At 69.3% G+C, this 25,558-nt stretch carries 25 protein-coding genes, 1 tRNA gene and 2 pseudogenes; 11 read left to right on the top strand and 17 right to left on the bottom strand.

The features are described 5' to 3' along the window. Nucleotides 1-16 precede the first annotated feature (16 nt). Together OHT21_RS03505 and OHT21_RS03500 are read left to right on the top strand one after the other, a co-directional pair. Entirely contained in the window at nucleotides 17-913 is an 897-nt protein-coding gene (locus OHT21_RS03505; protein WP_328766708.1) for a cupin domain-containing protein, read from the top strand. Next, nucleotides 910-1,593, top strand: coding sequence for an SDR family NAD(P)-dependent oxidoreductase (locus tag OHT21_RS03500; RefSeq protein WP_328766707.1), 684 nt, complete (start codon nucleotides 910-912; stop codon nucleotides 1,591-1,593). The genes OHT21_RS03505 and OHT21_RS03500 overlap by 4 nt, the downstream gene beginning before the upstream one ends. 221 nt (nucleotides 1,594-1,814) lie before the next feature. Here OHT21_RS03500 and OHT21_RS03495 read toward each other — a convergent pair whose 3' ends face one another. The 7 genes and pseudogenes from OHT21_RS03495 to OHT21_RS03465 form a co-directional block, all read right to left on the bottom strand. Further along, a complete protein-coding gene (locus tag OHT21_RS03495) occupies nucleotides 1,815-2,753 on the bottom strand; it encodes a sigma-70 family RNA polymerase sigma factor (protein WP_328766706.1) in 939 nt (312 codons plus the stop codon). A 10-nt stretch (nucleotides 2,754-2,763) separates the two neighbouring features. Continuing rightward, a complete protein-coding gene (locus tag OHT21_RS03490) occupies nucleotides 2,764-3,954 on the bottom strand; it encodes an NAD(P)/FAD-dependent oxidoreductase (RefSeq protein WP_328766705.1) in 1,191 nt (396 codons plus the stop codon). A 91-nt stretch (nucleotides 3,955-4,045) separates the two neighbouring features. Then, a complete protein-coding gene (locus OHT21_RS03485; RefSeq protein ID WP_328766704.1) occupies nucleotides 4,046-4,723 on the bottom strand; it encodes an endonuclease in 678 nt (225 codons plus the stop codon). Nucleotides 4,724-4,725: 2 nt separating this feature from the next. Continuing rightward, nucleotides 4,726-5,088, bottom strand: coding sequence for a DUF3140 domain-containing protein (locus tag OHT21_RS03480; RefSeq protein ID WP_328766703.1), 363 nt, complete (start codon nucleotides 5,086-5,088; stop codon nucleotides 4,726-4,728). A 62-nt stretch (nucleotides 5,089-5,150) separates the two neighbouring features. Further along, nucleotides 5,151-5,630 (bottom strand): Dps family protein, encoded by a 480-nt coding sequence (locus OHT21_RS03475; RefSeq protein ID WP_328766702.1) that lies wholly within the window; start codon nucleotides 5,628-5,630, stop codon nucleotides 5,151-5,153. Nucleotides 5,631-5,755: 125 nt separating this feature from the next. Continuing rightward, a pseudogene (locus OHT21_RS03470) lies at nucleotides 5,756-5,974 on the bottom strand (WhiB family transcriptional regulator); the annotation flags it as partial. A gap of 219 nt (nucleotides 5,975-6,193) precedes the next feature. Further along, nucleotides 6,194-7,003, bottom strand: coding sequence for an alpha/beta hydrolase (locus OHT21_RS03465; protein ID WP_328766701.1), 810 nt, complete (start codon nucleotides 7,001-7,003; stop codon nucleotides 6,194-6,196). A gap of 272 nt (nucleotides 7,004-7,275) precedes the next feature. Here OHT21_RS03465 and OHT21_RS03460 point away from each other — a divergent pair, with 272 nt between their 5' ends. Then, nucleotides 7,276-8,049 (top strand): sulfite exporter TauE/SafE family protein, encoded by a 774-nt coding sequence (locus OHT21_RS03460; protein ID WP_328766700.1) that lies wholly within the window; start codon nucleotides 7,276-7,278, stop codon nucleotides 8,047-8,049. A gap of 219 nt (nucleotides 8,050-8,268) precedes the next feature. After that, the gene (locus tag OHT21_RS03455; protein WP_328766698.1) at nucleotides 8,269-9,069 is read left to right on the top strand and encodes a cobalt-precorrin-6A reductase; all 801 of its coding nucleotides are present in this window, start codon (nucleotides 8,269-8,271) and stop codon (nucleotides 9,067-9,069) included. A gap of 333 nt (nucleotides 9,070-9,402) precedes the next feature. Here the strand turns inward: OHT21_RS03455 and cobF are convergent, their stop codons facing one another. Both cobF and OHT21_RS03445 read right to left on the bottom strand, forming a co-directional pair. Beyond that, a complete protein-coding gene (cobF, locus tag OHT21_RS03450) occupies nucleotides 9,403-10,173 on the bottom strand; it encodes a precorrin-6A synthase (deacetylating) (protein ID WP_328766697.1) in 771 nt (256 codons plus the stop codon). A 170-nt stretch (nucleotides 10,174-10,343) separates the two neighbouring features. Beyond that, entirely contained in the window at nucleotides 10,344-10,856 is a 513-nt protein-coding gene (locus tag OHT21_RS03445; protein ID WP_328766696.1) for a DUF309 domain-containing protein, read from the bottom strand. A 98-nt stretch (nucleotides 10,857-10,954) separates the two neighbouring features. On the opposite strand from OHT21_RS03445, the gene OHT21_RS03440 reads away from it, so the two are divergent. Then, nucleotides 10,955-11,028: transfer RNA gene (locus tag OHT21_RS03440), tRNA-Pro, on the top strand. 499 nt (nucleotides 11,029-11,527) lie between these two features. On the opposite strand, the gene OHT21_RS03435 is transcribed toward OHT21_RS03440, so the two are convergent. From OHT21_RS03435 to OHT21_RS03425, 3 genes are all read right to left on the bottom strand, one after another. Further along, nucleotides 11,528-13,015, bottom strand: coding sequence for a UDP-N-acetylmuramoyl-L-alanyl-D-glutamate--2,6-diaminopimelate ligase (locus OHT21_RS03435; protein WP_328766695.1), 1,488 nt, complete (start codon nucleotides 13,013-13,015; stop codon nucleotides 11,528-11,530). Between the two features lie 246 nt (nucleotides 13,016-13,261). Next, complete coding sequence (locus OHT21_RS03430) at nucleotides 13,262-13,414, bottom strand: hypothetical protein (protein WP_328766694.1); 153 nt, start codon at nucleotides 13,412-13,414, stop codon at nucleotides 13,262-13,264. 482 nt (nucleotides 13,415-13,896) lie between these two features. Then, nucleotides 13,897-14,760: a DUF4394 domain-containing protein gene (locus tag OHT21_RS03425; protein ID WP_328766693.1), complete on the bottom strand. Its 864-nt coding sequence runs from the start codon at nucleotides 14,758-14,760 to the stop codon at nucleotides 13,897-13,899. Nucleotides 14,761-15,117: 357 nt separating this feature from the next. Between OHT21_RS03425 and OHT21_RS03420 the strand changes: the two genes are divergently transcribed. Continuing rightward, on the top strand, nucleotides 15,118-16,362 hold the full coding sequence (locus OHT21_RS03420) for a PucR family transcriptional regulator (protein WP_328766692.1): 1,245 nt from the start codon (nucleotides 15,118-15,120) through the stop codon (nucleotides 16,360-16,362). Between the two features lie 813 nt (nucleotides 16,363-17,175). Here OHT21_RS03420 and OHT21_RS03415 read toward each other — a convergent pair. Beyond that, nucleotides 17,176-17,565, bottom strand: a complete 390-nt coding sequence (locus OHT21_RS03415) for a VOC family protein (RefSeq protein WP_328766691.1) — start codon at nucleotides 17,563-17,565, stop codon at nucleotides 17,176-17,178. Nucleotides 17,566-17,705: 140 nt separating this feature from the next. On the opposite strand from OHT21_RS03415, the gene OHT21_RS03410 reads away from it, so the two are divergent. Further along, on the top strand, nucleotides 17,706-17,936 hold the full coding sequence (locus OHT21_RS03410) for a hypothetical protein (protein ID WP_328766689.1): 231 nt from the start codon (nucleotides 17,706-17,708) through the stop codon (nucleotides 17,934-17,936). Between the two features lie 110 nt (nucleotides 17,937-18,046). On the opposite strand, the gene OHT21_RS03405 is transcribed toward OHT21_RS03410, so the two are convergent. The 4 genes and pseudogenes from OHT21_RS03405 to OHT21_RS03390 form a co-directional block, all read right to left on the bottom strand. Next, a complete protein-coding gene (locus OHT21_RS03405; protein ID WP_328766688.1) occupies nucleotides 18,047-18,616 on the bottom strand; it encodes a hypothetical protein in 570 nt (189 codons plus the stop codon). Between the two features lie 119 nt (nucleotides 18,617-18,735). Beyond that, complete coding sequence (locus tag OHT21_RS03400; protein ID WP_328766687.1) at nucleotides 18,736-19,221, bottom strand: twin-arginine translocation signal domain-containing protein; 486 nt, start codon at nucleotides 19,219-19,221, stop codon at nucleotides 18,736-18,738. Between the two features lie 537 nt (nucleotides 19,222-19,758). Further along, nucleotides 19,759-20,094, bottom strand: a complete 336-nt coding sequence (locus OHT21_RS03395) for a hypothetical protein (protein WP_328774457.1) — start codon at nucleotides 20,092-20,094, stop codon at nucleotides 19,759-19,761. Between the two features lie 11 nt (nucleotides 20,095-20,105). Beyond that, a pseudogene (locus tag OHT21_RS03390) lies at nucleotides 20,106-20,279 on the bottom strand (helix-turn-helix domain-containing protein); the annotation flags it as partial. A 334-nt stretch (nucleotides 20,280-20,613) separates the two neighbouring features. Between OHT21_RS03390 and OHT21_RS03385 the strand changes: the two are divergent. The 4 genes from OHT21_RS03385 to OHT21_RS03370 all read left to right on the top strand — a co-directional run bounded on the left by OHT21_RS03385 (nucleotide 20,614) and on the right by OHT21_RS03370 (nucleotide 24,930). Continuing rightward, nucleotides 20,614-21,834 (top strand): ABC transporter substrate-binding protein, encoded by a 1,221-nt coding sequence (locus OHT21_RS03385; protein ID WP_443050311.1) that lies wholly within the window; start codon nucleotides 20,614-20,616, stop codon nucleotides 21,832-21,834. A gap of 70 nt (nucleotides 21,835-21,904) precedes the next feature. Next, nucleotides 21,905-22,864 carry a carbohydrate ABC transporter permease gene (locus OHT21_RS03380; protein WP_328766685.1) on the top strand — a complete coding sequence of 320 codons (960 nt, stop codon included), beginning with the start codon at nucleotides 21,905-21,907 and terminating at the stop codon, nucleotides 22,862-22,864. Then, the gene (locus OHT21_RS03375) at nucleotides 22,864-23,697 is read left to right on the top strand and encodes a carbohydrate ABC transporter permease (protein ID WP_033328427.1); all 834 of its coding nucleotides are present in this window, start codon (nucleotides 22,864-22,866) and stop codon (nucleotides 23,695-23,697) included. Before OHT21_RS03380 ends, OHT21_RS03375 begins: the two co-directional genes overlap by 1 nt. 42 nt (nucleotides 23,698-23,739) lie before the next feature. Next, a complete protein-coding gene (locus OHT21_RS03370; protein WP_328766684.1) occupies nucleotides 23,740-24,930 on the top strand; it encodes an ABC transporter ATP-binding protein in 1,191 nt (396 codons plus the stop codon). Nucleotides 24,931-25,558: the final 628 nt, after the last annotated feature.

Below are 25,558 nucleotides of genomic sequence, written 5' to 3'. Positions count from 1 at the left end.
GGAGGAAGGGACGGGCATGACCCACTTCGCCGTACGGCGGGCGGCGGACGCCACGTTCGCCGCGCCGCCCCAACTGCCGTACCCCAGCAGCGGGTTCAGGCGACGGACGGTCGTCGACGAGGCGGACGGCGCCGTGCACAGCGGCTTCGGTATCTGCGAACTGGCGCCGGACGGAGCGATCGGCGCCCACGTGAACGCGTACGAGGAGTCCTTCCACGTGCTGTCGGGCACGGTCATCCTCGATGTTCCCGAAGGCTCGTACCTGCTCGAGGAAGGCGACTACGGACTGCTGCCGACGGGCGTGCCGCACGCCTGGCGCGGCGCCGGGGACACCGCCGCACGCTGGGCGGACATGCTCGCGCCGGTGCCGAGGGCCCGCTACGGCTACGACACCCAGGCGGTACCCGCGTTGCCTGCCCGCGAGCCGGTCCGCATCGACGTACGCGACCCGCGCACCCGCTCGTTCGGCCACTTCGAGGCCGCCCAGATGGACCCCGGCAAGCAGTCCCAGGACCTCCTGGCCGTGTCGGCCAGCATGCGGACCGCGCTGCTCGTCTACAGCGGCATCACCGTGAAGATGATGGTGGACGAGGACCTGGGAGCGGTCGCCTCGACGATGTTCATGGTGCAGTACGCGCCCGATGGCGTCGCCGGCAGCCATGACCACCCCTTCGAGGAGACGTATCTGATCGTCGAGGGCACCGTGGACGCCACCTTCGACGGCGAACGCCACCGGCTCGGCGTGGGCGACGCGGCCTGGGCGGGCGCCGGTTGCGTGCACAGCTTCGCCAACGCCGGTACGGGACCGGTGCGTTGGCTGGAGACACAGGCACCGCAGCCGCCGTCGCGGCACTCCTACCGGTTCACCAGGGACTGGGACTATCTGCGGGAGACGTTGGGGGAGAAGCCATGAGCAGCGTGGTCGTCATCGGCGGAACCTCCGGGATCGGCAGGGAGTTCGCCCGGCATCGCGCGGCGAGCGGTGACGAGGTCGTACTCACCGGGCGCGACGCCAGTCGGGCCGCCATCGCCGCGAAGGAGACCGGCGCGTCCCTCGGGCTCGCCCTCGACCTGTCCCGGCCGCACGACATCGCCACGGCGCTGGCCGACATCGGGCGCGTCGACCACCTCGTCCTCGTCGGGATCTCCCGCGACAGCAACAGCGTCACCGAGTACGACATCGACGCGGCCGTCCGCCTGGTCACGCTGAAGCTCGTCGGCTACACGGAGGTCGTGCACGCGCTGCGGCCGAGGTTGCACGACGACAGCGCCATCGTCCTGTTCGGCGGCCAGGCCAAGGAGCGCCCCTACCCGGGCGCCACCACGGTGGCCACCGTCAACGCGGGCGTCACCGGCCTCGTACGCACCCTCGCCACCGAACTCGCCCCAATCCGCGTCAACGCCGTGCACCCGGGCGTCGTCGGCGACAGCCCCTTCTGGTCGGGCAAACCGCTCGACGCCCTGATCGAGACGACGCCCACGGGACGGTTGGCCACCATGCGGGACGTGGTGGATGCCGTGGACTTCCTGCTCGGCAACCGGTCGGTCAACGGGGTCGACTTGAGCGTCGATGGGGGGTGGACGCTGCGTTGACGGCGCGCTTGGCGATCGTCGGGAGGGGCTGAGCTCAGCGAACTGTGCGAGGAGCGCCGGGGCTTCGGCTCCGAGATGAAGCGCGACCGCGTGGCTGGGGCGCATGGCCGAGTCTGATTCGGGAGACCGGCGTGCTTCGCACCCGTGCTGCCGTGCAGCGCGGGGCCGAAGGGATGCCGTCCTCGCGCCGGCTCAGGTCACCGGATTCCGGGCGGCTCTGGTCACCATGCGCTGATGACCGGCGCGTCGGGTTCGTGCTGCCGCCAGGCCTCATTGATGCGCTCGAGCCGGGCCGCGGCGGCGATGCCGCACAGGGACGCGACCTTGCCGTCGCTGACTTCGAACCACACGGCGCCCACGACCCGGTCGTCGACCACAGCGAGGGCGGCCGGGGAGCCGTTGACCAGCGCGAGGTGGATCGCGGGGGAGCCGCCGGCCAGCCGCCGCTTCGCCGGCGTGGGCTTGAAGCCGGCCCGCACGTAGGCGGCGATGCGCTCGCGCGTGTTGTACCGCAGCAGCCGCTTGGCCAGTCCGGCGCCGTCCGAGACCATCGTCGCGTCGTCGGTGAGCAGCGCCACCAGCCGTTCGGTGCGCCCCGACGTGGCCGCGGCGAGGAACTCCTCGACGACCCGGCGCGCGGACGCGGGGTCCACCTCGTCGCCGCGGCGGCGCTCGGCGGTGACCCGGCGCCGGGCCCGGTGGACATGCTGCTGGCTCGCGGACTCGGTGATGTCGAGGATCCCGGCGATCTCGGCGTGGGGATACGAGAAGGCCTCGCGCAGGACGTAAGCGGCCCGCTCGACCGGCGAGAGGCGCTCCATGAGGGTCAGTACAGCCAGGGACACCGATTCGCGCTGCTCGAAGGTTTCGGCGGGGCCGAGCATCGGGTCGCCCTCGAGGAGCGGCTCGGGCAGCCAGGCACCGGCTGCACGCTCATGGCGCGCCTGTGCCGAGCGGAGCCGGTCGAGGCAGAGGTTGGTGACGACCTTGGTCAGCCAGGCCTCCGGCACGTCGATGCGGTCCCGGTCCGCGGCCTGCCAGCGCAGGAACGTGTCCTGCACTGCGTCCTCGGCGTCGGCCGCCGAGCCGAGCAGACGGTACGCGAGCGAGGCCAGCCGGCCCCGGCTGGCCTCGAACCGATCGATGGCTGCGCTGTCCATGCGGAGCAGCTTATGCGGCGATCCCCACACCGGCCGGGTCGGGCGCGGTGGCCAGGCGGCGCCTGCGCTTCGGCATACCGAAGGTGGGGTGGGCGATGCTCCACCCGGCCGTCTTGAGCACGCCCGACTTGAGCAGCGCGGCGGTCAGGCCGCCCAGGTACCAGGACTTCGACCGGACGTCCCCGTCCACCATCTGAAAGATCGCGTCCCGCCGCCCGAGGCTGATGTGGTTGCCGTAGTACTTCAGCCCGGTGGTCGGGACCTCGCCGCCGGTCAGGCGCGCGATGATCGCGGCGGTCGCCTGCATGTTGGTGAAGCCGGCCGAGGCGCAGGACATCGGCAACGGCCGGCCGTTCTCGCCGATCGCGTAGGCGCAGTCACCGGCGGCGTAGACGTCCGGGTGCGAGACCGAGCGCATGGTGCGGTCGACGACGACCTGGCCGGTCTCGGCGACCTCCAGGCCGCTGGCGGCCGCGATCGGGTGCACGGCGAACCCGGCCGACCACACGGTCACTTCGGCCGGGACGGACCTGCCGTCGGCGGCGATCGCCCGAGTCGGCTCGACGGCTTCGATGCGGGTGTGTTCGTGGACGGTGATGCCGAGCCGGTCGAAGGCCTGGCGCAGGTGACGACGGGCCTTCGGGGAGAGCCAGGCGCCCAGCTCGCCGCGGGCTGCGAGTGCGACCGAGAGGTCGGGCCGGGACTCGGCGAACTCGGTGGCGGTCTCGATGCCGGTCAGCCCCTCACCGACGACCAGCACGGTGCCGCCCTCGCCCAGGCCGGCCAGCCGCTCACGCAGCCGCAACGCCGAGGACCAGCCGGTCACATCGAAGGCGTACTCGGCCACGCCGGGGACGCCATGATGGGCGACCGAGCTGCCGAGCGCGTAAAACAGGGTGTCGTACGTCAACTCGCCGTCGCCGTCCTCGCTGGTAAGGGCGACGGTCCTGCGCTCGGGGTCGATGCCGGTGACACGCGCCAGGCGCAGCCGTACCCCGGTGCCAGCGAAGACGTCGGCGAGCTTGCGGAACGCGAGGTCCTGGCCGATCGCGAGCTGGTGGAGCCGCATCCGCTCGACGAAGTCGGGCGCGGCGTTGACGATGGTGATCTCGACGTCGGCGGGGGAGAGCCGGCGGGCCAGATTTCCGGCGGCGTAGGCCCCGGCGTATCCGGCGCCGAGGACGACGATGCGGTGCTTCATGGCGTGGCTCCTGTCTCGTTGGCGTGCCCCTTGAACGAGACGGCGCCCCGATTGCTGACAGGAGCCGAGTGTGACGCGGGTCACCGAGGCTTCAGTCCTCGCCCGCGAGTTTCTCCGCGCGCCGCAGAACGTCCTCCACGATCTTCTTGTCGAGCGCGGCCCGCACCAACGCGGCTGCCAGCACGGCCGGTTCGGTGTGACCGGCAAGCTTCACCAGATGGTCGGGTTCCTTCGGCAGCCCGAGCCGCTCCGCGCCCTGGAGTGCCTTCGCGTCGAGCCAGGGGGCGGCCTCGGGCCAGACCAACTGCACCTCGCGCAGGAAGATGTCCACGCCGGCCGGGCCGAGAGCCGGTATCTCCCGCAGCAGGGAACGGAGTTGGTCGAGGTCGCCGTCCGCCTCGTCGCGCATCCGCCGCAGATCGCCGCCCCAACGCTCCAGCAGCAGCTCGGCACCCTCACCGAGCATCGTCGCCGTGCGCTCGTCGTAGCGCCGATAGCCGCCCTCGCCCAGCGCGTCGACCCGCTGCTGCCAGCTCGCGTCGGCCATCCGGCGCGCATCGCGCATCCCCGCGTCGTACAGGGCGCGGGTGGCCGCGAGGGCGACGGAGCCGCGGATCCGCGCGCTGAGGAGGCAGGCCATGACCAGGGTGCGGTACAGCGGCTGCGGTGTGTTCCGCAGCTTGATGCCCGCCTCCTCGGCGAACGTACGGCCGTGTTCGGCGACCAGCGTCTCGATGACCCGGCTGTCCCGGTCGGCTCGTCTGGCCATGACTACGGCCTGAGCGGGTCGTGGCCGAGCGTCATCAGCCGGTGACGGCGCTCGGTCTCCTGGGCCGAGGGGTCCGCGGCCGCGGTCTCTCCGGCCGTGGGCTCCAGCGAGGGGTCCGTCTCCGCCTCGACGGTTTCCACGACCTCGTACATCACGCTGATGTCGTCCTCGGTGAGGTCCGTACGACGCTTCTGGAGGATGGCCAGGACATGCTGACCGGTGGGCGAACCCGCGTGCTCCGGCAGCGGTTCGGTCTCCTCGTCGGCGTCGCTCACCTTCAGCCAGGTGGCCAGTTCCTGCGAGGTCATGTTCACCACGCGGTGGAACTCGTCCCACAGCACGTCGAGTTCGAGGGCGTCGGCCATTGCGTACTCCTTCCGTTTCGTACGCTCAATACGGTCGTACGCGGTCATGCGCCTGGCCGTGGTCAGTCGCGCGGCCAGTCCTCGGCCTGGAACATCCAGCGGTGCTTCTCGAGTTCGGCCGTGAGGGAGATGAGCAGGTCCTGGGTCACGCGATCGGCTTCGTCCGTCGCGTTGATCCGCTCCCGGAGCTGCCCGATCGTCGTATCCAGGGACTCGATGAGCAGGCCGACAACCTCGGTGTCCTGCACCCAGCCCTCCTTCGGGCTCTGGTGGGCGCAGGTCGCGGCGATGGTCTCGGGCCGGCCGTCGGGCGGAATGCCGAGTGCCGCGGCGCGTTCGGCCACGGTGTCGGAGTACGAACGTGCCGTGGCGACGACCTCGTCGAGCTGGAAGTGAATGGAGCGGAACCGGGGGCCCACGATGTTCCAGTGGACCTGCTTGCCGATGAGGGACAGCCCCAGCAGGTCCACCAGGGTGCCCTGCAGGGCGGTACCGACCACCTGACGCGCGGGGTCGGGCAGGGTGCTCTTCACCACAGTCATGACGCGCTTCTCCTCGTGGTTTCGCGGCTTCTGGTTTCGCGGCTTGTGCCTGCCGGGCTCATGCCTTCGGGGCTCAGGTTCTCGGGACTGAAGTTTTCGGGGCTCGTGGGCTGACGTCGGACAAGTCGAAGCAGCTCCGCGCGTTCCTCCTCACACGTTCCGCCCCACACACCCGAGGTCTGTCCGGTGTCGAGCGCCCAGGCCAGGCACTGGTAGGACACCGGGCAGCGGGCACAGACTTCCTTGGCGGCCTCAACTTCGTGCAGGGCCGGGCCGGTCGTGCCCACGGGGAAGAACAGTTCCGGGTCCTCATCCGCGCAGGCTGCTCTGCGCAACCACTCCATGCGGCCGCGAGTGCCCAAGGCGGATCAGCGGAAACACCCGCCGTTCGGGGCTCTGTTTCGCGAGAACGCGGTCCGGTCGGTTCCCGAATAGGGGGCCGGTCAGGTTCCGACTAGCCGGTCCCGTCAGTTGCCGAGTACTCGATCCGGTCGGTTGCCGAGTACTCGATCCGGTCGGTTGCCGAGTACGCGGTCCGGTCGGTTGCCGAGTACGCGGTCCGGTCAGTCGCCGAGTACGCGGTCCACGAAGCCCGTCACGTCCGCGAGGACCGCGGCCTTGTCCGTCTCGTTGAACACCTCGTGCTGGGCGCCCGGGTAGACGCGCTCGGTCCAGTCGGCCCCGCGCAGTTCCTCGACGCCCGCGCGGCTGGCGGACAGCGGCACGATGCGGTCGTCGTCGCCGTGCAGCCACAGCAGCGGAAGCGGGCCCACACCGCCGCTCTTGGAGATCGTCTCCAGCGTACGGACGAACGCCTCCAGCGTCGGGCGCTTGAACGGGCCGTGCCAGACGAGCGGATCCGCCGCGTACTCCTCGCCCACCGAAGGGTCGCGCGACAGCGTCGCCGGGTCGATGGGGACCTCGGGGATCGGGTCCTGCGCCAGCAACTGTCGGGCCACCTGCCAGTCACCGATCACCGGCCCGGACAGCACGAGCGCGGTAAGACCATCCCCGTACCGCTGTGCGTACCGCGCCGCGATCAGCCCGCCCATGGAGTGCCCGATCAGCACGACGGGCACCCCGGGATACGCGGCACGGGCCAGCCGCTCCACCGCGTGGACGTCGGTCACCACGTCCTCGAAGTCCTCGATCAGAACCCGCTCGCCCGCCGACTTCCCGTGCCCCATGTGGTCGGGCCCGAACACCGCGGCGCCATGCCCGTTCAGTACGTCCGCCACGTACTCGTACCGGCCGATGTGCTCCCCGTAGCCATGGACCAGGAGCGCGACGTACCGTGGCCGCTCCCGTGGCCACTCGCGTGCGGTGATGCCGCCCCTGGTACCGGTGAGGGTGTGCTCGCGGGAGTCGGCCATGGCTCGGTCCTCCATCGACGTCGGCGAAGGTCCCGAGGATCTTCCCAGGGGAGCGGGCGGAGGTCCACCGTGCGTGAGCAGGGGCGGGCACCAGCGGGGGACACCAGCGGCGGGCTCATGGCGTTGTGCCCCTACGGGCAGTTGGCTCGCCACGGGCAGTCGGCCCTGCACGGGCCAAGCGGCCCTGATGGCCAAGCGGCCCATGGGCAAGGGGCCACCTGGCGAGACGGTCCTGACACGGCGAGATCGCTGCGCATAGCATCAGTCTCCGCATGAACACGATGACCCTCTGGCACATCTCCGTCTGGGAGTTCGCCGCTCTCGCCGCCGCGGCCATGCTCGTCGGCTTCTCGAAGACCGCCGTGAGCGGGGCCAACACGGTCAGCCTCGCGATCTTCGCCGCCGTCCTGCCCGCCCGCGCCTCCACCGGCGTGCTGCTGCCCATCCTCATCGTCGGGGACGTACTCGCCGTGCTCACCTATCGCCGGCACGCCCACTGGCCCACGCTGTGGCGGCTCTTCCCGGCGGTGGCGGGCGGCGTGGTCGTCGGCACGGTGTTCCTGATGTGGGCGGACGACCAGATCGTACGGATGTCGATCGGCGCGATTCTGCTGCTGATGGCCGGGGTCACGGTGTGGCGCCGCCGCCAGGCCACGCCGGAGGAGGAGCCGGAGGAGGTGACGTCGCGTGCGGGCCGGATCAAGGCGCGTTCGTACGGTGTGCTCGGCGGCTTCACGACGATGGTCGCGAACGCGGGCGGCCCCGTCATGTCGATGTATCTCCTCTCCGCGGGCTTCCGCAAGCTCGGCTTCCTCGGGACCTCGGCCTTCTTCTTCCTGATCGTCAACGTGTCCAAGGTCCCCTTCAGCGTCGGCCTCGGCCTCATAGACGGCAACTCCCTGCTGCTGGACGCCGCCCTCGCCGCCTTCGTCGTCCCGGGCGCAGTGATCGGCAAGCTCGCCGTGGACCGCATCAACCAGCGGCTCTTCGAGCAGCTGGTGATCGCGGCGACGGTGGTGGGCGGGGCGCAGCTGTTGCTTCGGTGAGCTTGGCGGTTTGTCGACTTCTGCGGCTCGTATGTGCGTCGACTCCTGTGGCCCGCGCGTGCGGCTGACTGCCGTAGGCCGTGCGCGCGGTTGAGTGCTGTGGCCCGTACGGGCGGTGGAGTGCTGTGGCCCGTACGCGGTGGACTCCCGTAGCCCGTACGCGGCTGACCACCGTGGCCCCTACGCTCGGCTGATTTCTGTGCCCGTACGCTCGACGCCATGTCCCCGCATGCCCGTGCCGATACCCCTGCCTCTGCCCATGCCCATGCGCATGTCCTGGTCCTGGGCGGCACGGCCGAGGCCCGCGAACTCGCCGCGGCCCTCACCGCCCGGCCTGGCATACGCGTGACCACCTCGCTTGCGGGCAGGGTGTCGCGGCCGGGGGCGCTCGACGGGGACGTACGCGTCGGGGGATTCGGCGGGGCGGAAGGGCTCGCCCGGTGGCTGCGCTCGGAACGCGTGGACACACTCGTCGACGCCACGCACCCCTTCGCCGCGGGCATCACGGCGAACGCCGTGCGGGCCGCGAGGGCTGCGGGCGTCCCGGCCATAGTCCTGCGCCGCCCCGGCTGGCAGGCAGGGCCAGGCGACCGCTGGCACTCGACGACCTCCCTCACCGAAGCCGCCGATCTTCTCCCGTCGCTGGGCCGCCGAGTCTTCCTCACAACGGGCCGCCTTGGCCTGGCGACCTTCGCCCCCCTCTCCGAACTCCACTTCCTTCTACGCTCGGTGGATCCCCCCGAGCCACCTCTGCCGCCCCACACAGAAGTCCTGCTGGCCCGAGGCCCGTTCACGGTGGAGGACGAGACGACACTCCTGCGCGAGCACGCCATCGAAGTCCTGGTGACAAAGGACAGCGGCGGCGCAGCGACATCGGCCAAACTGACGGCCGCCCGCACCCTTGGCGTCCCGGTCGTGGTGGTACGGCGCCCACCGCTGCCGGAGGGAGTGACGCCGGTCGCCGATGTCTCCGAGGTACTGGCTTGGTTGGACGGCGGCCTTTGGGGGACGGGGCTCTGATCGGGCGCCCGTGCGGGGGGCTGCTGCCGACTGCACCGGCGCTGCGTGTGGGGTCTGGGGCGGAGCACCAGGGGATGGGAGAGGGTAGGGGCGGCGGGGGCGAAATCCGCTCGCCAACGCTGCCCTCTTGCGGTGCCGTATCGCGCCCCTTCAGGCGCGCGGGGCTATGGCATGTGGGGCTCCGCCGCGATGGGGGCCCCGCTTGAGCGCAGCCGAGAGTGGGGGAGCGACCAGCCACGACGCACCCGCAGCTTCGAACCGCCTTTCCCGCGGAGCGCCCAGCCCCGCGAGATGCGGGGCCACGCGGCGGGGCCGGTGCACAACAGGCCCCGCCTACCCCCGCGCCCGCCTGCGCAGCAAATACGTATCCATGATCCAGCCCTTCCGCTCACGAGCCTCCGCGCGGAGCTCGGCGATGCGAGGCGCCGTATCAGCGAGCGGGCCCGAAGCGAGGATCTCGTCCGGCGTGCCTATGTACGCGCCCCAGTAGATGTCGATGTCCTGGTCGGCGTACCGCTGGAAGGCCTGGTGGGCGTCGAGCATGACGACGACGTCGTCGACGCCCTCGGGGAACCCTTCCGCAAGGCGTCGGCCCGTCGTGATCTGAACCGGTCCGGCGACACGATTGAGGCCCGTGCGATGGCGGGCGACCAGCGCGGAGACGCTGCTGATGCCGGGTACGACGTCGTAGTCGAAGGCCACCGCGCCACGCTCGAGGATCTCCTCCAGGATCCCAAGTGTGCTGTCGTACAACGCGGGATCACCCCACACCAGGAACGCCCCGCTCTCCTCCTCGCCCAACTCCTCGGCGATCAACCGCTCGTAGATGTCGGCGCGAGCCCGGCGCCAGTCCCCCACGGCGGGGGAGTAGCCCGCACCCCCGGCGGCCCGGTCCCGCTCCGGATCACGGGCCTCCACCAGCCGGTACGTCCCCTCCGGTATGTGCGCGTCGAGAATGTCACGGCGCAACTGGACGAGGTCCGACTTCACCTCGCCCTTGTCCAGAATGAAGAACACGTCCGTGCTCCGCAGGGCCTTGACCGCCTGAAGGGTCAACTGGTCGGGGTCGCCCGCCCCAATGCCGATGACATGAATCTTTCGCACACCCCGAGTCTGCCCCACACCACTGACAACCGGATCACCGCACCCGACCGCAACAGGCGCAGCACGCCCTGCGACCCCGCACCGCAACGCCTGGCTGCCGCGCCGACGCCGCGCAGCTCTCGGGCGCACCCGTGCAGCGCGTACTCAGCGACGCTGCCGAACCGGCCCCGCTAAGCCTTGCTCCCGCGCAACCGAGGAGCCCACACCCCCGCGTCCACCGGAGCCTCATCCTGCTCCACAACACCCGCCAACTCCCTTGCCCAGTGGACGAGTTCCGGCAGATCCATCCCGTACGGCCGCTCCAGCCCGGCCTCCGCCCCCCAGTCCTCGACCGCCCCGGCCCCCCGCCGCAACAGCCGCGCCCCGCCCGTGAGATTGCCGCGAGCCGCATGCGTGAGCCCCACCGCGAGCTGGGCCAGCCCGCGCCACAGGGCCCGTTCCTCCTCCGGCCCCGACTTCCAGGCGTCCTCGAAGACTTCGTGCGCATGGAACGGCTTCCCGGCCTCCAACAGTGCCTGCGCCTCCTCGACGGTCTGCTCCGGCGTACGTACAACCCCTTCGGGCTGCCGCTCCACCCCGTCGGCCCCGTACGGCAGCGGCCGCCCGAGCCCGTCCCGCGGCCGAGCACTGCGCGCCCGCCCCTCGGCATCCCGGTCCCGTCCGTCGTCAGAAGCACTACCCATACACCGATTGTCCCCCGCACCACACACCCTTCGGAGCACACCGCGACGTGAGGTAAAGTGCTCTTCGGCGATCACGCGGTCCACCGCGACGGTCGCATCGGGACGTGGCGCAGCTTGGTAGCGCACTTGACTGGGGGTCAAGGGGTCGCAGGTTCAAATCCTGTCGTCCCGACGGTGTTCACCAGCGGGCCTGCCGGAAACGGCAGGCCCGCTGGTTGCTTTCGTGCGACACGTGATGGCGGCGTGATGGCAAACCCGTGGATTCCCGGCGTCCGGTCTCAGGCCGCGCGGGTTTCTGATGCCGGGCCGGTCTGGCTGTGGTGCCTTGCGGTCGGTGCTTTGAGATTGATCAACAATATTTACTCGCCGCTGTCGATCGCGGCCATATCGCCAGCACCGCAGGTTGGGCCATAGACCCTTCGGACAGGTAGTGGCGCGCTTGATTGCCACTCGTCGTGCCTGCCGGCCGCCGGTTGCAGCTGTGGGACGCAGGCGATCATCCGGCTGTACTGCAATACAGGGGGGCGTCCGTCTTCGGCAAGCTGATGCTGGAGGACAGCGATCCGACCACCGAATCGGTGCAGTACCGCGGTAGGGGCAGTAGGGACCGGCGAGTGCGCTTTCGGTCCGAGGACGGCGCGGGCGGTCCGCGTGTGAGGCGGCAGGGCCCGCTATCCCCGGGTGAGTTCGAGCACGGTTGCCATGTCGCTGAAGGGGAGCAGTTTGTCGCCGATGATCTGATGGGGCTCGCTGCCCTTGCCGGCGATCAGGACGATGTCGTCCGGGCCCGCGGCGGAGAGAGCGAAAGCGACAGCCTGACGGCGGTCGGTGAACCGTTCGAACGGTGTGCCGGTCGCCGCGATGCCGGGGGCGATCTGGTCCAGGATGGCCTGTGGGTCTTCGTTGCGGGGGTTGTCCGAGGTGAGGACGCACAGGTCGGAGTGGGTTCCGGCGATCCTGCCCATGTCCGCCCGCTTGGTGGTGTCCCGGTCCCCGCCGCAGCCGAAGACGGTGATGACCTGGCCGCGTGCGAAGTCGCGGATGGTGGTCAGGACCTTGTCCAGGGAGTCCGGTGAGTGGGCGTAATCCACGATCACCGACGTGCCGCGCGGCGCCTGGAAGCGCTCGAACCGACCCGGGATCGCAGGCATCCGGTCGAGGGCGGCGACCAGCCTGCCCAGATCGTGGCCCAGAAGGTGGCAGGCCGCCACGGTGGCCAGTGCGTTGGCCACCGAAAAGCGGCCCGGGACGGGGATCGCCGCCGGATACTTGCGGCCGTCGTGGTGCAGGATGAAACGCGTGCCGGAAGCGTCCACGGAGAGGTCGGTGGCCCGGTAGTCCGCCTCGGCGTCCAGGGCGTACGTGGTCACCATGCCCGGCATCATCGCCTGGATCCCGGCGCCCACCGGGTCGTCGGCGTTGACCACAGCGCGCCTGCACAAGCCCTGGAACAGACGCAGCTTGGCGTCCCGGTAGTTCGCCATCGTTCCGTGATCGTCCAGGTGATCCTGCGTCAGGTTGGTGAACACGCCGACGTCGATGAACGTACGGTCGACCCGGTGTGTCAGCAGCGCCATGGACGTGGCTTCCAGTACCGCGCTGCCGACTCCGCGGTCGCGCATGCACCCCAGCAGGTACTGCAGGTCCGGCGACTCCGGCGTGGTCAGCACCGACCTCGGCATAGGGATCAGCTCGTCGCCGATCCGGCTGCCGGCGGTCCCGATGACTCCCACCTTCGCGCCCTCGGAGATCCGCAGGACCGACTCGACCATGTACGACACCGACGTCTTGCCGTTGGTGCCGGTGATCGCCACCATGTCCATCTGCCGCCCCGGCTCACCGAAATAGCGGGAGGCGACGACTGCGGCCGCTGTCCGGGTGTCCGGCACCCGTACGACGCACACCTCCGGTGCCGACGCCCACACCGACGCCGCAGGTGCTGGCGTCGCGGCGTCGACGAGTACCGCCGCCGCGCCGCATGCGAGGGCAGGTGCCACCGAGTCGGGGCCGCCTTCACGGTGGCCGGGCACGGCGATGAACAGCGAACCCGACGTCACCCGGTCGGCGTCGAAGGTGGTTCCCGCGGTGATCCATGTCCTCGCCGGGTCGCCCTGCAGAACGTGGTGCTCCTGCCCGGCCAGCAACTCGCTCAGCTTCACAGTGATCCCTTCGAAGGTGGTTCGGGCCGTCGTCGGGCCGTCGCCAGGCGGCAGCCCGGCGGTGCGCCGGAAGCTGCGGTGGTGCCGTTGAGCGGGTGTGCAGGTGTCGCGGACGCGTCCGATCAGAACCGGATGCGGCGGCTCAGGCCGACAGCAGAAGTCCTGCCGTGTTGCCTGCGGTGTGTTTACAAGAACAGCGAGCCGAGCGAGGCCAGGGCCCGGCCCCGGTGAGGGCGCGGAGAATCGCTAGCCGTGGCCGTGCAGCGCGATACGGCCACTCTCGGGCGCCTCATTGTCAGCTGCGGTCGCCGGGCCTACGGCAGCCGATCCCATGGCAGCCGGGCACAGCCGACAGGCAGCCTGCTGCAGGCTGTCCCTCACGGCACGTGTGCGACTCATGTGCCGAGTGTACGTCTGCACGAGCGGCCCGAAGGCCACGCTCGGCGCGCCACCGAGCGCGCACGAGGCGGGTACCTCCTCGTCCGGCGCCCTTGGTGACCCCGGCAGTGGTGCAACGGGCGGTATACAGCTTTGACTGCGCCGTACGGCGCAGTGTGGTTGTTCAGGTCTTCGACGTAGTGCCGAGCGCCTTCTGGGGGGAGTGCGCTCCGAGCTGGCGGCGGTGGGTGTCTCGGCAGCCGCACCGTGGTAGACGCGGCCGCGGTCGGCGGTGGGACGCATGAGGATCGCCTCCCGGAGGCGCAGGAAGGGCCGACACTCCCAGTCTCGTGCGACCACATGCGACCACCATCCGCCCGTGCTTGCCGCGACCAGTACGTTTCCCTTGGTTGGGTGCCAAGGGCGGCCTGGGGGCAGCCCGTAGCGGTGACGCGCCGCGGCCCGGTGGTGGCCGGGCCGCGGCGAGGACATGACCGACGGGATCAGGTGCCGGTGAGGGAGATGGCCACGTCCGTGATGTTCAGGGGGAACTTGGACTTGGCGGCGTCGTTCACGAGCGTGGCCTGCCCGGTGAAGACGTTGATGCTGTAGAGGGAGGGTGTGCTCGCGCCGTGGGCGGTGAGGGCGGCGAAGGCGGCGTTGTCGACCGTCTTGCCGCCGCTCAGGGTGCTGTAGATGTCCATGCCGGCGTTGATCTGGGCATCGAGGCCGAGGTTGCCGGTCGCGGCGAGCGTGCCGTTGTTGGCCGGGGACTGGATGACGACCTGGTCGCTGGTCGTGTTGATGTCGAACAGCGTGGTCGCGGTGGCCCCGTCGAGGTCGTTGTTCGTGTAGGCGGCGGCGGAGACGCCCTTGGTCGTGCCCTCGATCGGCGGGGTGGTGAGGTTCAGGTCCTGGATGGTCGTGTTGTTGTTGAGGTTGTGCCGCAGGTTCTGGCCGTTGTCGCTGATCACGCGCAGCCGGTCGGCCGCCGGGTTGAAGTCGACGCCGAAGTTCGTGCCGTGCAGCGCGTACTGGAGCTGGGACACCTTGGTGACCACGACGTCCTGGGTGCCCGTCGGGATCTTGATCGTGTAGATGCCGCCCTTGTTGCCCACGCCGTACAGCACGCCGTTCTGCACCCGGAAGTCGACGCCGATCAGGGCCGTGTCGCCGCTGAGGCCGGTGACGGCCCTGACCCAGTTGAGCACGTCCGGCCGGTCGGTCCAGAACGCGGCCATCAGGGTCCCGTCACCGGTGATCCCGTAGGCGCGCAGGCTGGGGGTGGCGGCGGGGGCGGCCGAGCCGGTGCCCGGCGTGCCGAGCATGAGCGCCGTCGACGTGACCATGACCGCGACCGCCGCCATGACTCTCTTTCTCGTTCCTGATTTCATCGGAGTTTCCCTCCCGTTTGGGCGAGCGCCGCTGTTTGGCGCGTGGCTGAGAATTTCCGTACTCCGCCCGTACCGATTTCCGGGGCCATGCCGGAGCCGCGCCGGAATGAGCCGCGGCGTTCCCCCAACGGGCGTGTACGCGGTTCTCATTAAGGTCCCTTCACGCCTCCTCCACAAGCGGAAGTCGTGACGGAAACACCCCGATCCGGGAACTTTGCGCACTGTGACAAAAGCCTGGTCGACGGGGTTGGCGCCGATTTGTGCGGAGTGATGAACGCCGTCCGGATCTCGTCTGTCGGACGGTTCGCCCGGAATGACATGCTCGCGTCCATGGGAAGCCTCTTCGCCGAACTGGCCCGGCAGGCGTCGACCAACGCCCGCCGCGAGGTCGAGACGTACAAGCGCGAGATCCCGGAGTTCGGGTTCCTGGACAAGGACTCCCGGGCCCGGGCCGAGACGCTGGAACATGCGATGTGGTTCCGGCGCCGAACTATCGAACTGTCGCCGGACAACAGCGAGTTGAGCGGCGACGACCTCGGCTACATCGCGTCGATGGGGGAGCTGCGGGCCGGGGCCGGAATGTCGCTCGACGCGCGGCAGCGGGTGCTGCGCGTGCACACCGCGCTCATGCTGCGCGAGATCAACGAGGCGACCGAGGCACAGCGCGGCGGCGGAGTTGACGAACTCATGCGCATGATGGCCTGGTTCGCCCCGCAGGGCGAGCGCGGCATCGGCGCCTACCGCCAGGGATTCGTCCGTGTACTGCGCCGCCGAATGCCGTATGCCGAGCAGGTCGCCCTGCTGGCCCGGTCATTGCTGAACGGAGATTCGATATCGACGGAAATCGCCGCGGCCGTCGACATGGAACTGCCCGATTACTTCGCGGTGACGGTGTTCCGGCTGCCGGACCTGCCCGCCGTCGATCGTTTCCTGGAAAACGAGATCGAGACGCTGGTGAAGAGCCACCAGGTGCCGGTCATGTGGGGTCCGGACAACGGAGACGGTAGCGGTGAGCTGATCGCCCTGGTCCCCCTGATTTCTGGTGCCGTGGAAGCGGAAAACGTATCGCCGCACACCGTTCCCGACCTCTTGCCCGATCGCACCCCCGACCACTTGCCGGATCTCGTACGGGACTTCGCCCGCGCCCTCGGCCGGCCCTGTGCCGTCGGTACGGCCACCGCCCCGCTGCCCGAGCTGGCCGACGCCCTCGACCGGGCCCGGCGGATCAGCCGTGCGGCCCCGCTGCGCCGGACGTCGGCACAGTTGCGACCGCACACCCTGGCCGACGTGTTCGTCGAACTCGCCGTCGTGGACGTGCCGTTCGTCGACGCATGGCTGCGCGACGTGGCCCGACGACTGGACTCCGGCCCGGACCTGCTCGTCACCCTCGACGCGTACTACCGCCACGACATGCACCGCGGCGCCACCGCGACCGCCCTCAACGTCCACACCCGCACCCTCGACTACCGCCTCCGCCGGGTACGGGAACTCACCGGCATCGACCCCGGCTCGACGCGGGGCGTGCGCACGCTCAGCGCGGTGGTCACCCGGCGCCTGTCGGGAGCGTGGCGCTGAACGCATCGGGCGCGCCGGACCGGGGTGGCCGCCGTCCCGTCCGTGCCGCCGATACGGCAGGCTGGGGTGGTGAGCAACTCCAGTGACTTCCTTTTCAAGTCCGGCCACCTGCATCACCGGAGTGCGACGAACCGGTCACCGACCTCGCGCCGCTGCGTCAGCGGGGCGTTGTTCCGCTCGATGATGATCCGCAAGATGTTCATCGAGGTAGCGCGTCTCGGCGTCGTTGTGCAGGCGATCCTGCAAGATGACCGGCAGAACGGCCCGCCTTCCAGACGATGGACCGTCAGATCGCGGGCTACACAGGCGTGTTGAGCCGGATCATCCGGCAGGTCGGCGTAAAACCGGCCGAGGCCACTGGGGCCGGAGAAAGCGCTCTGCGCGGCATAAAAGGCGGCGGCGTCTCGTACGAGGCGAGCGGATGGCATGGCTGGACCCCAGAAGGCATCGGCCACACATTCGATTTCTGGGCCGGTGCACCTCACCGTGTCAAAATCTCCCTGGAATTGTCCAGATGCCTTGTGCTGACGACTGAGGCCGGGGCACGCCGCCCACACCAGGCGACTCAACTCGCATTTCCGCACTACGCGATAGGTGACTTCACTCCGGCAACTCAGGCCTGGGGAGTACGCCCACAAGATTCCCGCCACCATCGAGTGAAGTGCAGAGAAGCGTTTTTAAGGCCCACGCGAAACCTTCGGATGCCCTGGCCTTCGGCGCCGATATCGCCCACACCGGTGAGTGCCCTGCTGAGGCACCGGGGCGCTGGTCTGCTGCCGCTTGGCCGCAGGGCCTTCAAATGCGGGCGAGGGTTCAGTTCTCCTGGAGCACGGCCAGGACGTTGCCCGCCGGGTCCGTGAACCAGGCGATCGCAGTTGGGCCCTCGGGGCCCCGGACGATGCCTTTGGCGTCGGACTCGAACTCCGGGTAGCGCTCCATGCTCACTCCGCGCTGCGTCAGCCCGTCGACGGCCGTCTCGATGTCGTCCACGGGGAAGTTCAGGATCGTGAAGCTCGCGGGTGTGTGGTTGTCCTTGGGGTAGACAAAGACGCTTGCGCCGCTGCCCAGCTTGATCGTGAGCATCCTCATGTCGCCCTGCCCGCTCTCCTCGACCTGGAGGCCGAGGGTCTCGCCGTAGAACTGGCGGGCCTTGCCGAGGTCGTCGACCGAGAAGCCGCTGAACGCCTTCGACTGTCCGAACATGCCGTTGTCTCCTTCGCGTGTTCCGTCCCGGATTTCCGAGGCCACCCCCAGCGGACCATCACCCGGACACCTGCCTCGCGGGCTCGCGTCCGGATGGTCGCCGCGCGTCACCCTCAGGGAGCGATCGGCAGCCGACGTTCGTGATTGGTGATGCAGACACCCGCGCGTTCACGACCCTCGACCGGCTACACCACTCGGCGGACACCATCCTGCCCGGCCCCGATGGTGGGCAGTCGTGGACCGAGCGGCGGCTGCGCCACGAGTGCGAGCAGCTCAAGCTCGCTCTCGCGGAGGCGACGGTGCAGCTGCGGATCTGGCAGAAGGGCTCGGAGTTCGTCGACGCTGTCCATTCGCCGACATCGAGGTCCTGAGAGCGGCACATGGCGTGTCGGTCTCGAGGTTCGGAGCACTCGCAGGAATCCCCGAACGAACCTGCTGGCAGCGACTAGCCCGCCACAGGAAATCCCTCGTCAGGCCCGCGTCACTGCGAACGCCGCAGCAGGCCCCGGTGCCGGGTGCCCTGGTCGGTGGGCAGGGCCAGGATCTTTTCCGCCGCGGCGATGAATTGTCTGCGCGCATCAGCGAAGGCACTGTCCGCCTGGGCGTTCTGCACGAGGCGGTCGTCCAGATCCAGCCGCATGCGCCAGACGCCCGCCTGCCGGGCCGCTGCCGCATGGACGGCGTCGGCCAGTTCGCCCATGGGAGCGGGGCCGGTGATGGCGACGTTCGTCGCCGCCCGGCGCAGCGCGCCCAGTGCAGCGTCGGTCGACTGCCACAGCTCCCAGTGGGCGTCCTCGCTGCGCCATTCGAGAGCCATGCGGGCCTCGATGGCGGCGTTGATGCTGTGCCGGAACGCCTCACACTGGTCGAGCACGGTCGCGAAGGCGGCGCGTCGCTCGTCGCGCAGGCGGTGCCGGACCTGGAAGGCCTCCTGGTCCCGGGCCTGCCGACGTGAGGCCCTGGCCTGGAGAAGCGGTCCGGTCAGCCCGGCAGCCAAGGTCCCTCCGATGCCCAGGGCGGTCGCCCAGATGATTGCGTCGGCTTGGTCCATGCCGCACATCATGCCGCCGCCGCACCCGTCCATGGCCGAACTCGACCGATTGCTATCGGACTTGGACCGCCACTGCCTCGGCGACGCACGCCATGCCGCGGGAACTGGCGAGCCGACCGTCACGGGAAGAACCTGGTGACTCCCCCTGTGGACGTCAACACAACGGAGCGCCACGGCACCGGGTGTGGCGCTTGACACAAGCAAGACCGGGTGTGGCTCCCCGTACAAGGAAGGCGGCCGAGTGTGACCGTCACGAACATCCTGCTGTCATCGCACGGCTCCACAGTGCGGTCCGACACCTCTGCAGCGGAGAGGGGCCTCCTGAACGGCAACGGACGGTGGTGAATGAGACCAGGACTGTTGTCGACCGTGACGGTGTGCCGGACGCCGTTGACCGTCAAGGAGACGCGGCTGCCGGGCGGCGCCTCGGCAGCCACCGCTTCCTCCGCGGCGGACGTGAGCGGACCCGCGACCAGGCCGCCGGCCACGACCGTTCCGCCGATGGCCGTGCTCGTGGCGATAAAGGTACGTCGCGACGGCGCGGAGGGGGACGCAGGGGGGTCGGCGGGGGAAGTCAAGACTGGGTCGGGACGTTCGGTGGACATGTCCACGCTCCCTCGGTGTGGGTACGGGTGGTCGTGAAGGGTGTAGCGGTGGTCGCGTCGATCGCGAGGGTGCACCGGTTGCTCAGGCGGGCTGTTCCAGGTAACGGGAGGCAGCCAAGGGGGCGTGGCGTCGGCCATCAGGGCGGATTCGGCGACCGGAGGGCGTCGAGCACGGCGGGCAGGTGACTCCAGGCTCGGCACGCAGGCCGGCTCTCCCCAGGCGTGGACCGGCGAGAACGGCCCGCGTCACGCACGAATCAGCTGGACTGGAGCTAGGGCACTGAGGGTGAGCAGGCGGTTGTCCTTGGATGGAGTGGCCTTGGCGAGCGGCGCGACGTCTTCGTGCGTGCCGAGATGTGCGCATGACGCCCAAGGCTCCGCCGGCCGTGTGGTTCGAGGGCCAGGTCGTCAAGCCCATCCGCTCGTCGGGCCACCAGGACGAAGTCGCAGTTGGCGACCGGGGTAAGGGTTCGGGGCACCCGCCCAGCCTTCACCACTTGACTCGCCGTCATCCAGCGGCTGTTGTACCAAGCATGTTTATATCCGCCCCGACGACCATGCGGTGGCGTCCGCACCCGGGGCACGGCCGGGTCCTCCACCGAGCCGCCGGGTCCGGCTGATGGGCATCGTGCGAGGGGAGACGCTGTGGCGGCTGCGGGACAGGACGCTGCCGTCACCCACGAATCCCAGCGGCACCAGCACCCGATGGGCCGGCCAACCGTGATCGCAGCCGGGCGGTGTCAGCGTCCCGACGCCTCGGGCTGCGTGCCGCTCGTTGAACAATGCCTCGCGAGCCAGGCCGACTACGTCGGTGAGGGCGAGCCAGTCGGCCGGCCCGCCCTCACCGTCATGCGTGCCGTCGTGGCACACCACCCGTTCCAGTCACCGTCGCCGGACTCCCGCCGCCAGCGCCGCACCGACCGCGCCGTCACCCGCAGCTCCCTCGCAACGGCCTCGGTCTTCTCCCCACGAGCGAACCGCTCAGCCGCCTCGAGGCGCACCCTCTGCCGCTTCTCCTGCCCCCTGGGAGTCAGCCCGCCCCCATGTGCGTACCGCATGACGACGCCGTACCGCAACGATCAAGAACCGTCACGGGCGCGGACTCCACGAGTTCAACCGGAGTAATCGTCCCCCTTCCCTGCCCGCAGGTTCGCCGAGTCGGCCCCAGTAGTGGGGCCGCGTTGGATGATTAAGTACGATATGTTCTTGATCTTGCCTTATATGGCCTTTAGTGTTCGCCGAGAGGGAAGCGCTGCGAGGTCCGAGTCCCGTGCCACCGTCCGGAAGCGAGGTGTGGAGCGCGTGCACGCGAGGTGCGGCTGCCGGCCCGTTTCGGGTCAGAATGGACGTCCCAGAGGGACGCGATGGCTGCGGGCGTTCGCTGTACTGCCGTTGCTGGCGTCGGTGCTCGCCGCTTGTGGCAGTGACGAGGGCTCCGATAGACCCGTCCTCAACTGGTACAACTTCCCCGACGACTCCGGTGCGCTCCAGAAGGCGGCCGACCGGTGCAGCCAGGCATCGGGCGGCCGCTACAGGATCAGCTACAACAAGCTTCCGCGTGCCGCGGACGGCCAGCGCCAGCAGCTCGTACGCAGACTCGCCGCCGAGGACGACTCGCTCGACATCCTGGGCCTGGACGTAACCTGGGCGGCGGAGTTCGCCGAGGCGCGCTGGATCCGGGAATGGACGGGGGCGGCGAAGCAGCAGGCTGTCGAGGGCACGCTGCGCGTACCGCTGCAGACCTCGACCTGGAAGGGCAAGCTGTACGCAGTCCCGTACAACACCAACACCCAACTGCTGTGGTATCGCAAGGACCTGGTGCCCACCCCACCCAGGACCTGGGCCGAGATGCTGGACATGGCCGGCGCCCTCGCCCGGCAGGGCAAACCGCACTTCGTGGAGATCCAGGGTGCCCAGTACGAGGGCCTGACCGTCTGGTTCAACACGCTGATCAACAGTGCGGGCGGTTCCATCCTCAACGCGAGCGCGACCGAGCCTTCCCTCGGTCCTCCTGCCGTGCGGGCCGCCGGGATCATGCGTGATCTGGCGAAGTCCCCGGCCGCGGACCCCTCCCTGCCCAACCAGATGGAGGACCAGAACCGCCTCGCCATGGAGTCGGGTGTGGCGGCGTTCGAGCTCAACTACCCGTTCGTCTATCCGTCGATGAAGGCGAACAACCCCGCACTGTTCAAGAACTTCCGCTGGGCGCCGTACCCCCGGGTCGACGCGAACCGCCCGGCGCGGCCCACCATCGGCGGCATCGATCTGGCCGTGAGCGCCTACTCGCGCCACCCCGACCTGGCCTTCGAAGCGGCCCTGTGCCTGCGCAACCGGGAGAACCAGCTCACCGCCGCCCTCGAGGGCGGCCTGCCGCCCACTCTGCGCGCCCTGTACGACGAGCCCGCGTTCATGAAGGAGTACCCCTTCTCCAGGGAAGTGCTGGCCGCCCTGGAGTCGGCGAGCGTGCGCCCGCTCACTCCTGCCTACCAGAACGTGTCGATCGCGGTCTCCCACACGCTGTCTCCGCCGTCCGGGATCAAACCGGAGAGCTCCATCGACACCATCAGGGAGCAGATCGACGATGCCCTGCGATCCGAGGGTGTGATCCCGTGAACCACCTCCTCCCGCACCACTCCGTCAGCCGGCGCCGCGGTGCGCGGGCCTCGTCCTCGGACGGCCCGAGATGAGCACGCGGGCGCAACCGGCCGGAGCTCCGCCGCCCCCCGAGGCGGAGACGCAGCAGGCAGGGCCGGACCGGGCGGCACTTTCGGCGGGCGCCAGGCAGGAGCGGCGGCTCGGCTGGCTGCTCTGCGCGCCCGCCGTCGTCGTCATGATCGCCGTGACCGCCTACCCCATCGGGTACGCCGTCTATCTGTCCCTCCAGCGGTACGACCTGCGCTTCCCCGGACGGGCGGAGTTCGTGGGCCTGAGCAACTACGGGGCGGTGCTGTCCTCCCCGTTCTGGTGGGACGCCTTCTGGGTCACGCTGTTCATCACCGCCGTGTCCGTGGCGATCGAACTGGTCCTCGGTATGGGGCTCGCCCTGGTGATGCACCGCACGATCTTCTGGCGCGGCACCGTACGCACCTCAGTCCTCGTCCCGTACGGGATCGTCACCGTCGTCGCCGCCTTCTCCTGGCAGTACGCCTGGACCCCGGAGCTCGGCTACCTCGCCGAGCTGTTGCCCAGCGGAGAGGCCCCCCTGACAGAGCAGTGGCCCGCCCTGTGGCTGATCATCCTCGCCGAGGTGTGGAAGACGACGCCGTTCATGGCCCTGCTGCTGCTCGCGGGCCTCGCGCTGGTGCCCGAGGAGACCCTGAAGGCGGCCATGGTGGACGGTGCCACGGCCTGGCAGCGCTTCACCAAGATCATGCTGCCGCTGATGAAACCGGCCATCCTGGTGGCACTGCTCTTCCGCACCCTGGACGCGTTCAGGATCTTCGACAACATCTACATCCTGACCGCCGGCGCCCAGGACACGGGCTCCTTGTCGATCCTCGGCTACGACAACCTGTTCACCGCGCTGAACCTGGGCATCGGGTCGGCGATCTCGGTGCTGATCTTCATCTGCGTCGCGATCATCGCCTTCACCTTCGTCAAACTGTTCGGCGCCGCCGCACCGGGCGCGGAGGTGAAGCGCTGATGGCCGCGGTAGGAAAGACACATGCCGCCCGATGGGGTGTCATGAACGTGGTGGTGGTGCTGTACGCGCTGTTCCCGGTGTGGTGGATCGCCGCGCTGTCGTTCAAGGATCCCAGCACCCTCACGGACGGCAACTACATCCCCAGGGACTGGACCCTGGAGAACTACCGGGGCATCTTCGACACCTCCGAGTTCACCCGCGCACTGATCAACTCGATCGGTATCGCCCTGATCGCCACGGTGATCGCGGTCGCGCTGGGCACCATGGCCGCCTACGCGGTGGCCAGGCTGCGCTTCCCCGGCAAGCGGGTGCTCATCGGCATGTCGCTGCTGATCGCCATGTTCCCCCCGATCTCCCTGGTGTCACCGCTGTTCAACATCGAGCGGATCGTGGGGATCTTCGACACCTGGGTCGGGCTGATCATCCCGTACATGACCTTCTCCCTGCCGCTGGCGATCTACACCCTGTCGGCGTTCTTCCGGGAGATCCCCTGGGATCTGGAGAAGGCCGCCAAGGTCGACGGGGCGACGCCCGCACAGGCCTTCCGGATGGTCATCGTGCCGCTGGCCGCGCCGGGCGTGTTCACCACCGCCATTCTCGTGTTCATCTTCTGCTGGAACGACTTCCTGTTCGCGATCTCGCTGACGTCCACCGAGTCCGCGCGCACCGTGCCCGCCGCGATCGCGTTCTTCACCGGGAGCTCGCAGTTCCAGCAGCCCACCGGGTCGATCGCCGCCGCCGCCGTGGTGATCACCATCCCCATCATCGTTTTCGTCCTGTTCTTCCAGCGGCGGATCGTCGCCGGACTGACCTCCGGGGCAGTCAAGGGGTGAACGGGCCGACCCGGAAGGCATGAAGGCAAGGAGGCACCACCCATGGCCGAGATCATCCTTGAGGGAGTCACCAAGCGATTTCCCGACGGAGCCCTCGCCGTGAAGGACGTGGACCTCGACATCGCCGACGGCGAGTTCGTGATCCTGGTCGGTCCGTCCGGATGCGGCAAGTCCACCACCCTGAACATGATCGCCGGACTTGAGGACATCACAGAGGGCACCCTGCGCATCGGAGACCGAGTCGTCAACGACCTCGCTCCCAAGGAACGCGACGTCGCCATGGTGTTCCAGAGCTACGCCCTGTACCCGCACATGAACGTCCGGGAGAACATGGGCTTTCCGCTGCGCCTGGCCAAGGTGGACAAGGCCACCGTCAACGCCAAGGTGGAGCAAGCCGCCCAGATCCTCGACCTCACCGAGCACCTGGACCGCAAGCCCGCCAACCTATCGGGCGGCCAGCGCCAGCGGGTGGCCATGGGGCGGGCGATCGTCCGTGACCCCAAGGCGTTCCTGATGGACGAGCCGCTGTCCAACCTGGACGCCAAACTCCGGGTACAGATGCGCACCCAGATCTCCCGGCTGCAGCGGAGTCTCGGCACGACCACCGTGTACGTCACCCACGACCAGACCGAGGCGATGACGCTCGGCGACCGGGTCGTGGTCATGCGGCAGGGCCTGGTTCAGCAGATCGGCGCACCCGCCGAGCTGTACGACTCCCCGCGCAACATCTTCGTCGCGGGCTTCATCGGCTCCCCGGCGATGAACTTCCTGAACGCCACCCTGGAGACCGGCGTCCTGCGCTCTCCCGTAGGCGATCTGCCGCTCGACGACCGTACGAGGCAGGCACTGGAACGGCAGAAGGTGCCCCGCGAGGTCATCATCGGGCTGCGACCGGAGGCATTCGAGGACGCGGCCCTGGCGCACGACCGGGACCGGACGGGCCCGGCCTTCACCGCCACCGTGGAGGTACTGGAGTCGCTGGGCTCCGATGTGTACGTCTACTTCACCGCGGAGGGCGGGCCCGCGACGACGACTGAACTGGAGGAGCTCGCCACGGACTCGGGGCTGCGTGACACCGGCGCCCCTGCCGGGCAGCAAATCGTGGCCCGCCTGGACGCCGCCACGCGTGCCCGCGAGGGCGAACCCGTGGAGCTGCAGGTCGACATGGCCAAGGCCCACGTGTTCGACCCGGCGACCGGAGCGAACCTTACGCATCCAGTGAGGGCGGACTGACGACGCACCGTACAGGGGCGATCCGCATCCATGTACCCGGCGACTCAGGAGGCGGCTGGTCTTTGTCGACTGCGCAGGTGTCCCGGAAAGGGGTGTTCTCTGTGGAGGTGGCACGTGGTGTCGGGCGCCACCGGTGGCCGGTGTAAGGCGCGCTTCTGAAGCGGCTCGGGGACCGGTCGGGGACCACACGGTGAACCTGAAACCACGTCAACCCGCCCTGACCAGCTAGTCAGCACCTCCCGCACAGCGGGGGAACCTCAACGGGCCACCCAGGGACTCCACCCAGCCCGCAGACCTTCGGCTTGAACGAGACACAGCGCGCGAAGAGTGATCCATGCCAGGAGTGTGCCTTCAGCCACTGACAACGCGCCGCCAGGAACCCAAGATCGTCCGCTTCACGGAAAGTGCCGAAGAGCCAGAACTGCACGGCCGTTGACACCCGTGTCGAGAGTTTGGAGTGCGGTGAACGTATCGGTTCGCTGGGCTTCCAGAGCGGTCAACAGCGGCGCGCCGAGGCGGTCGGGGTGTTGCCGGTCCCGGATGTGCGGTGCGGAGGCAGCGCCCGGTGCCTTGCCTGTGCCGATGCCATGGCTGGCGGTGCGCTGCCTTTGACCGGTTCGGTGTGCCG

Origin of the sequence: Streptomyces sp. NBC_00286 (assembly GCF_036173125.1) — a bacterium.
Classification (GTDB): domain Bacteria; phylum Actinomycetota; class Actinomycetes; order Streptomycetales; family Streptomycetaceae; genus Streptomyces.
This window is presented reverse-complemented; position numbering and strand designations above follow the sequence as displayed.

Coding starts and splice junctions, on each gene's coding strand:
- OHT21_RS03505 (WP_328766708.1), top strand. CDS start 17: ATGACCCACTTCGCCGTACGGCGGGCGGCGGACGCCACGTTCGCCGCG.
- OHT21_RS03500 (WP_328766707.1), top strand. CDS start 910: ATGAGCAGCGTGGTCGTCATCGGCGGAACCTCCGGGATCGGCAGGGAG.
- OHT21_RS03495 (WP_328766706.1), bottom strand. CDS start 2,753: ATGGACAGCGCAGCCATCGATCGGTTCGAGGCCAGCCGGGGCCGGCTG.
- OHT21_RS03490 (WP_328766705.1), bottom strand. CDS start 3,954: ATGAAGCACCGCATCGTCGTCCTCGGCGCCGGATACGCCGGGGCCTAC.
- OHT21_RS03485 (WP_328766704.1), bottom strand. CDS start 4,723: ATGGCCAGACGAGCCGACCGGGACAGCCGGGTCATCGAGACGCTGGTC.
- OHT21_RS03480 (WP_328766703.1), bottom strand. CDS start 5,088: ATGGCCGACGCCCTCGAACTCGACGTGCTGTGGGACGAGTTCCACCGC.
- OHT21_RS03475 (WP_328766702.1), bottom strand. CDS start 5,630: ATGACTGTGGTGAAGAGCACCCTGCCCGACCCCGCGCGTCAGGTGGTC.
- OHT21_RS03465 (WP_328766701.1), bottom strand. CDS start 7,003: ATGGCCGACTCCCGCGAGCACACCCTCACCGGTACCAGGGGCGGCATC.
- OHT21_RS03460 (WP_328766700.1), top strand. CDS start 7,276: ATGAACACGATGACCCTCTGGCACATCTCCGTCTGGGAGTTCGCCGCT.
- OHT21_RS03455 (WP_328766698.1), top strand. CDS start 8,269: ATGTCCCCGCATGCCCGTGCCGATACCCCTGCCTCTGCCCATGCCCAT.
- OHT21_RS03445 (WP_328766696.1), bottom strand. CDS start 10,856: ATGGGTAGTGCTTCTGACGACGGACGGGACCGGGATGCCGAGGGGCGG.
- OHT21_RS03430 (WP_328766694.1), bottom strand. CDS start 13,414: ATGAGTCGCACACGTGCCGTGAGGGACAGCCTGCAGCAGGCTGCCTGT.
- OHT21_RS03425 (WP_328766693.1), bottom strand. CDS start 14,760: ATGGCGGCGGTCGCGGTCATGGTCACGTCGACGGCGCTCATGCTCGGC.
- OHT21_RS03420 (WP_328766692.1), top strand. CDS start 15,118: ATGGGAAGCCTCTTCGCCGAACTGGCCCGGCAGGCGTCGACCAACGCC.
- OHT21_RS03415 (WP_328766691.1), bottom strand. CDS start 17,565: ATGTTCGGACAGTCGAAGGCGTTCAGCGGCTTCTCGGTCGACGACCTC.
- OHT21_RS03405 (WP_328766688.1), bottom strand. CDS start 18,616: ATGGACCAAGCCGACGCAATCATCTGGGCGACCGCCCTGGGCATCGGA.
- OHT21_RS03400 (WP_328766687.1), bottom strand. CDS start 19,221: ATGTCCACCGAACGTCCCGACCCAGTCTTGACTTCCCCCGCCGACCCC.
- OHT21_RS03380 (WP_328766685.1), top strand. CDS start 21,905: ATGAGCACGCGGGCGCAACCGGCCGGAGCTCCGCCGCCCCCCGAGGCG.
- OHT21_RS03375 (WP_033328427.1), top strand. CDS start 22,864: ATGGCCGCGGTAGGAAAGACACATGCCGCCCGATGGGGTGTCATGAAC.
- OHT21_RS03370 (WP_328766684.1), top strand. CDS start 23,740: ATGGCCGAGATCATCCTTGAGGGAGTCACCAAGCGATTTCCCGACGGA.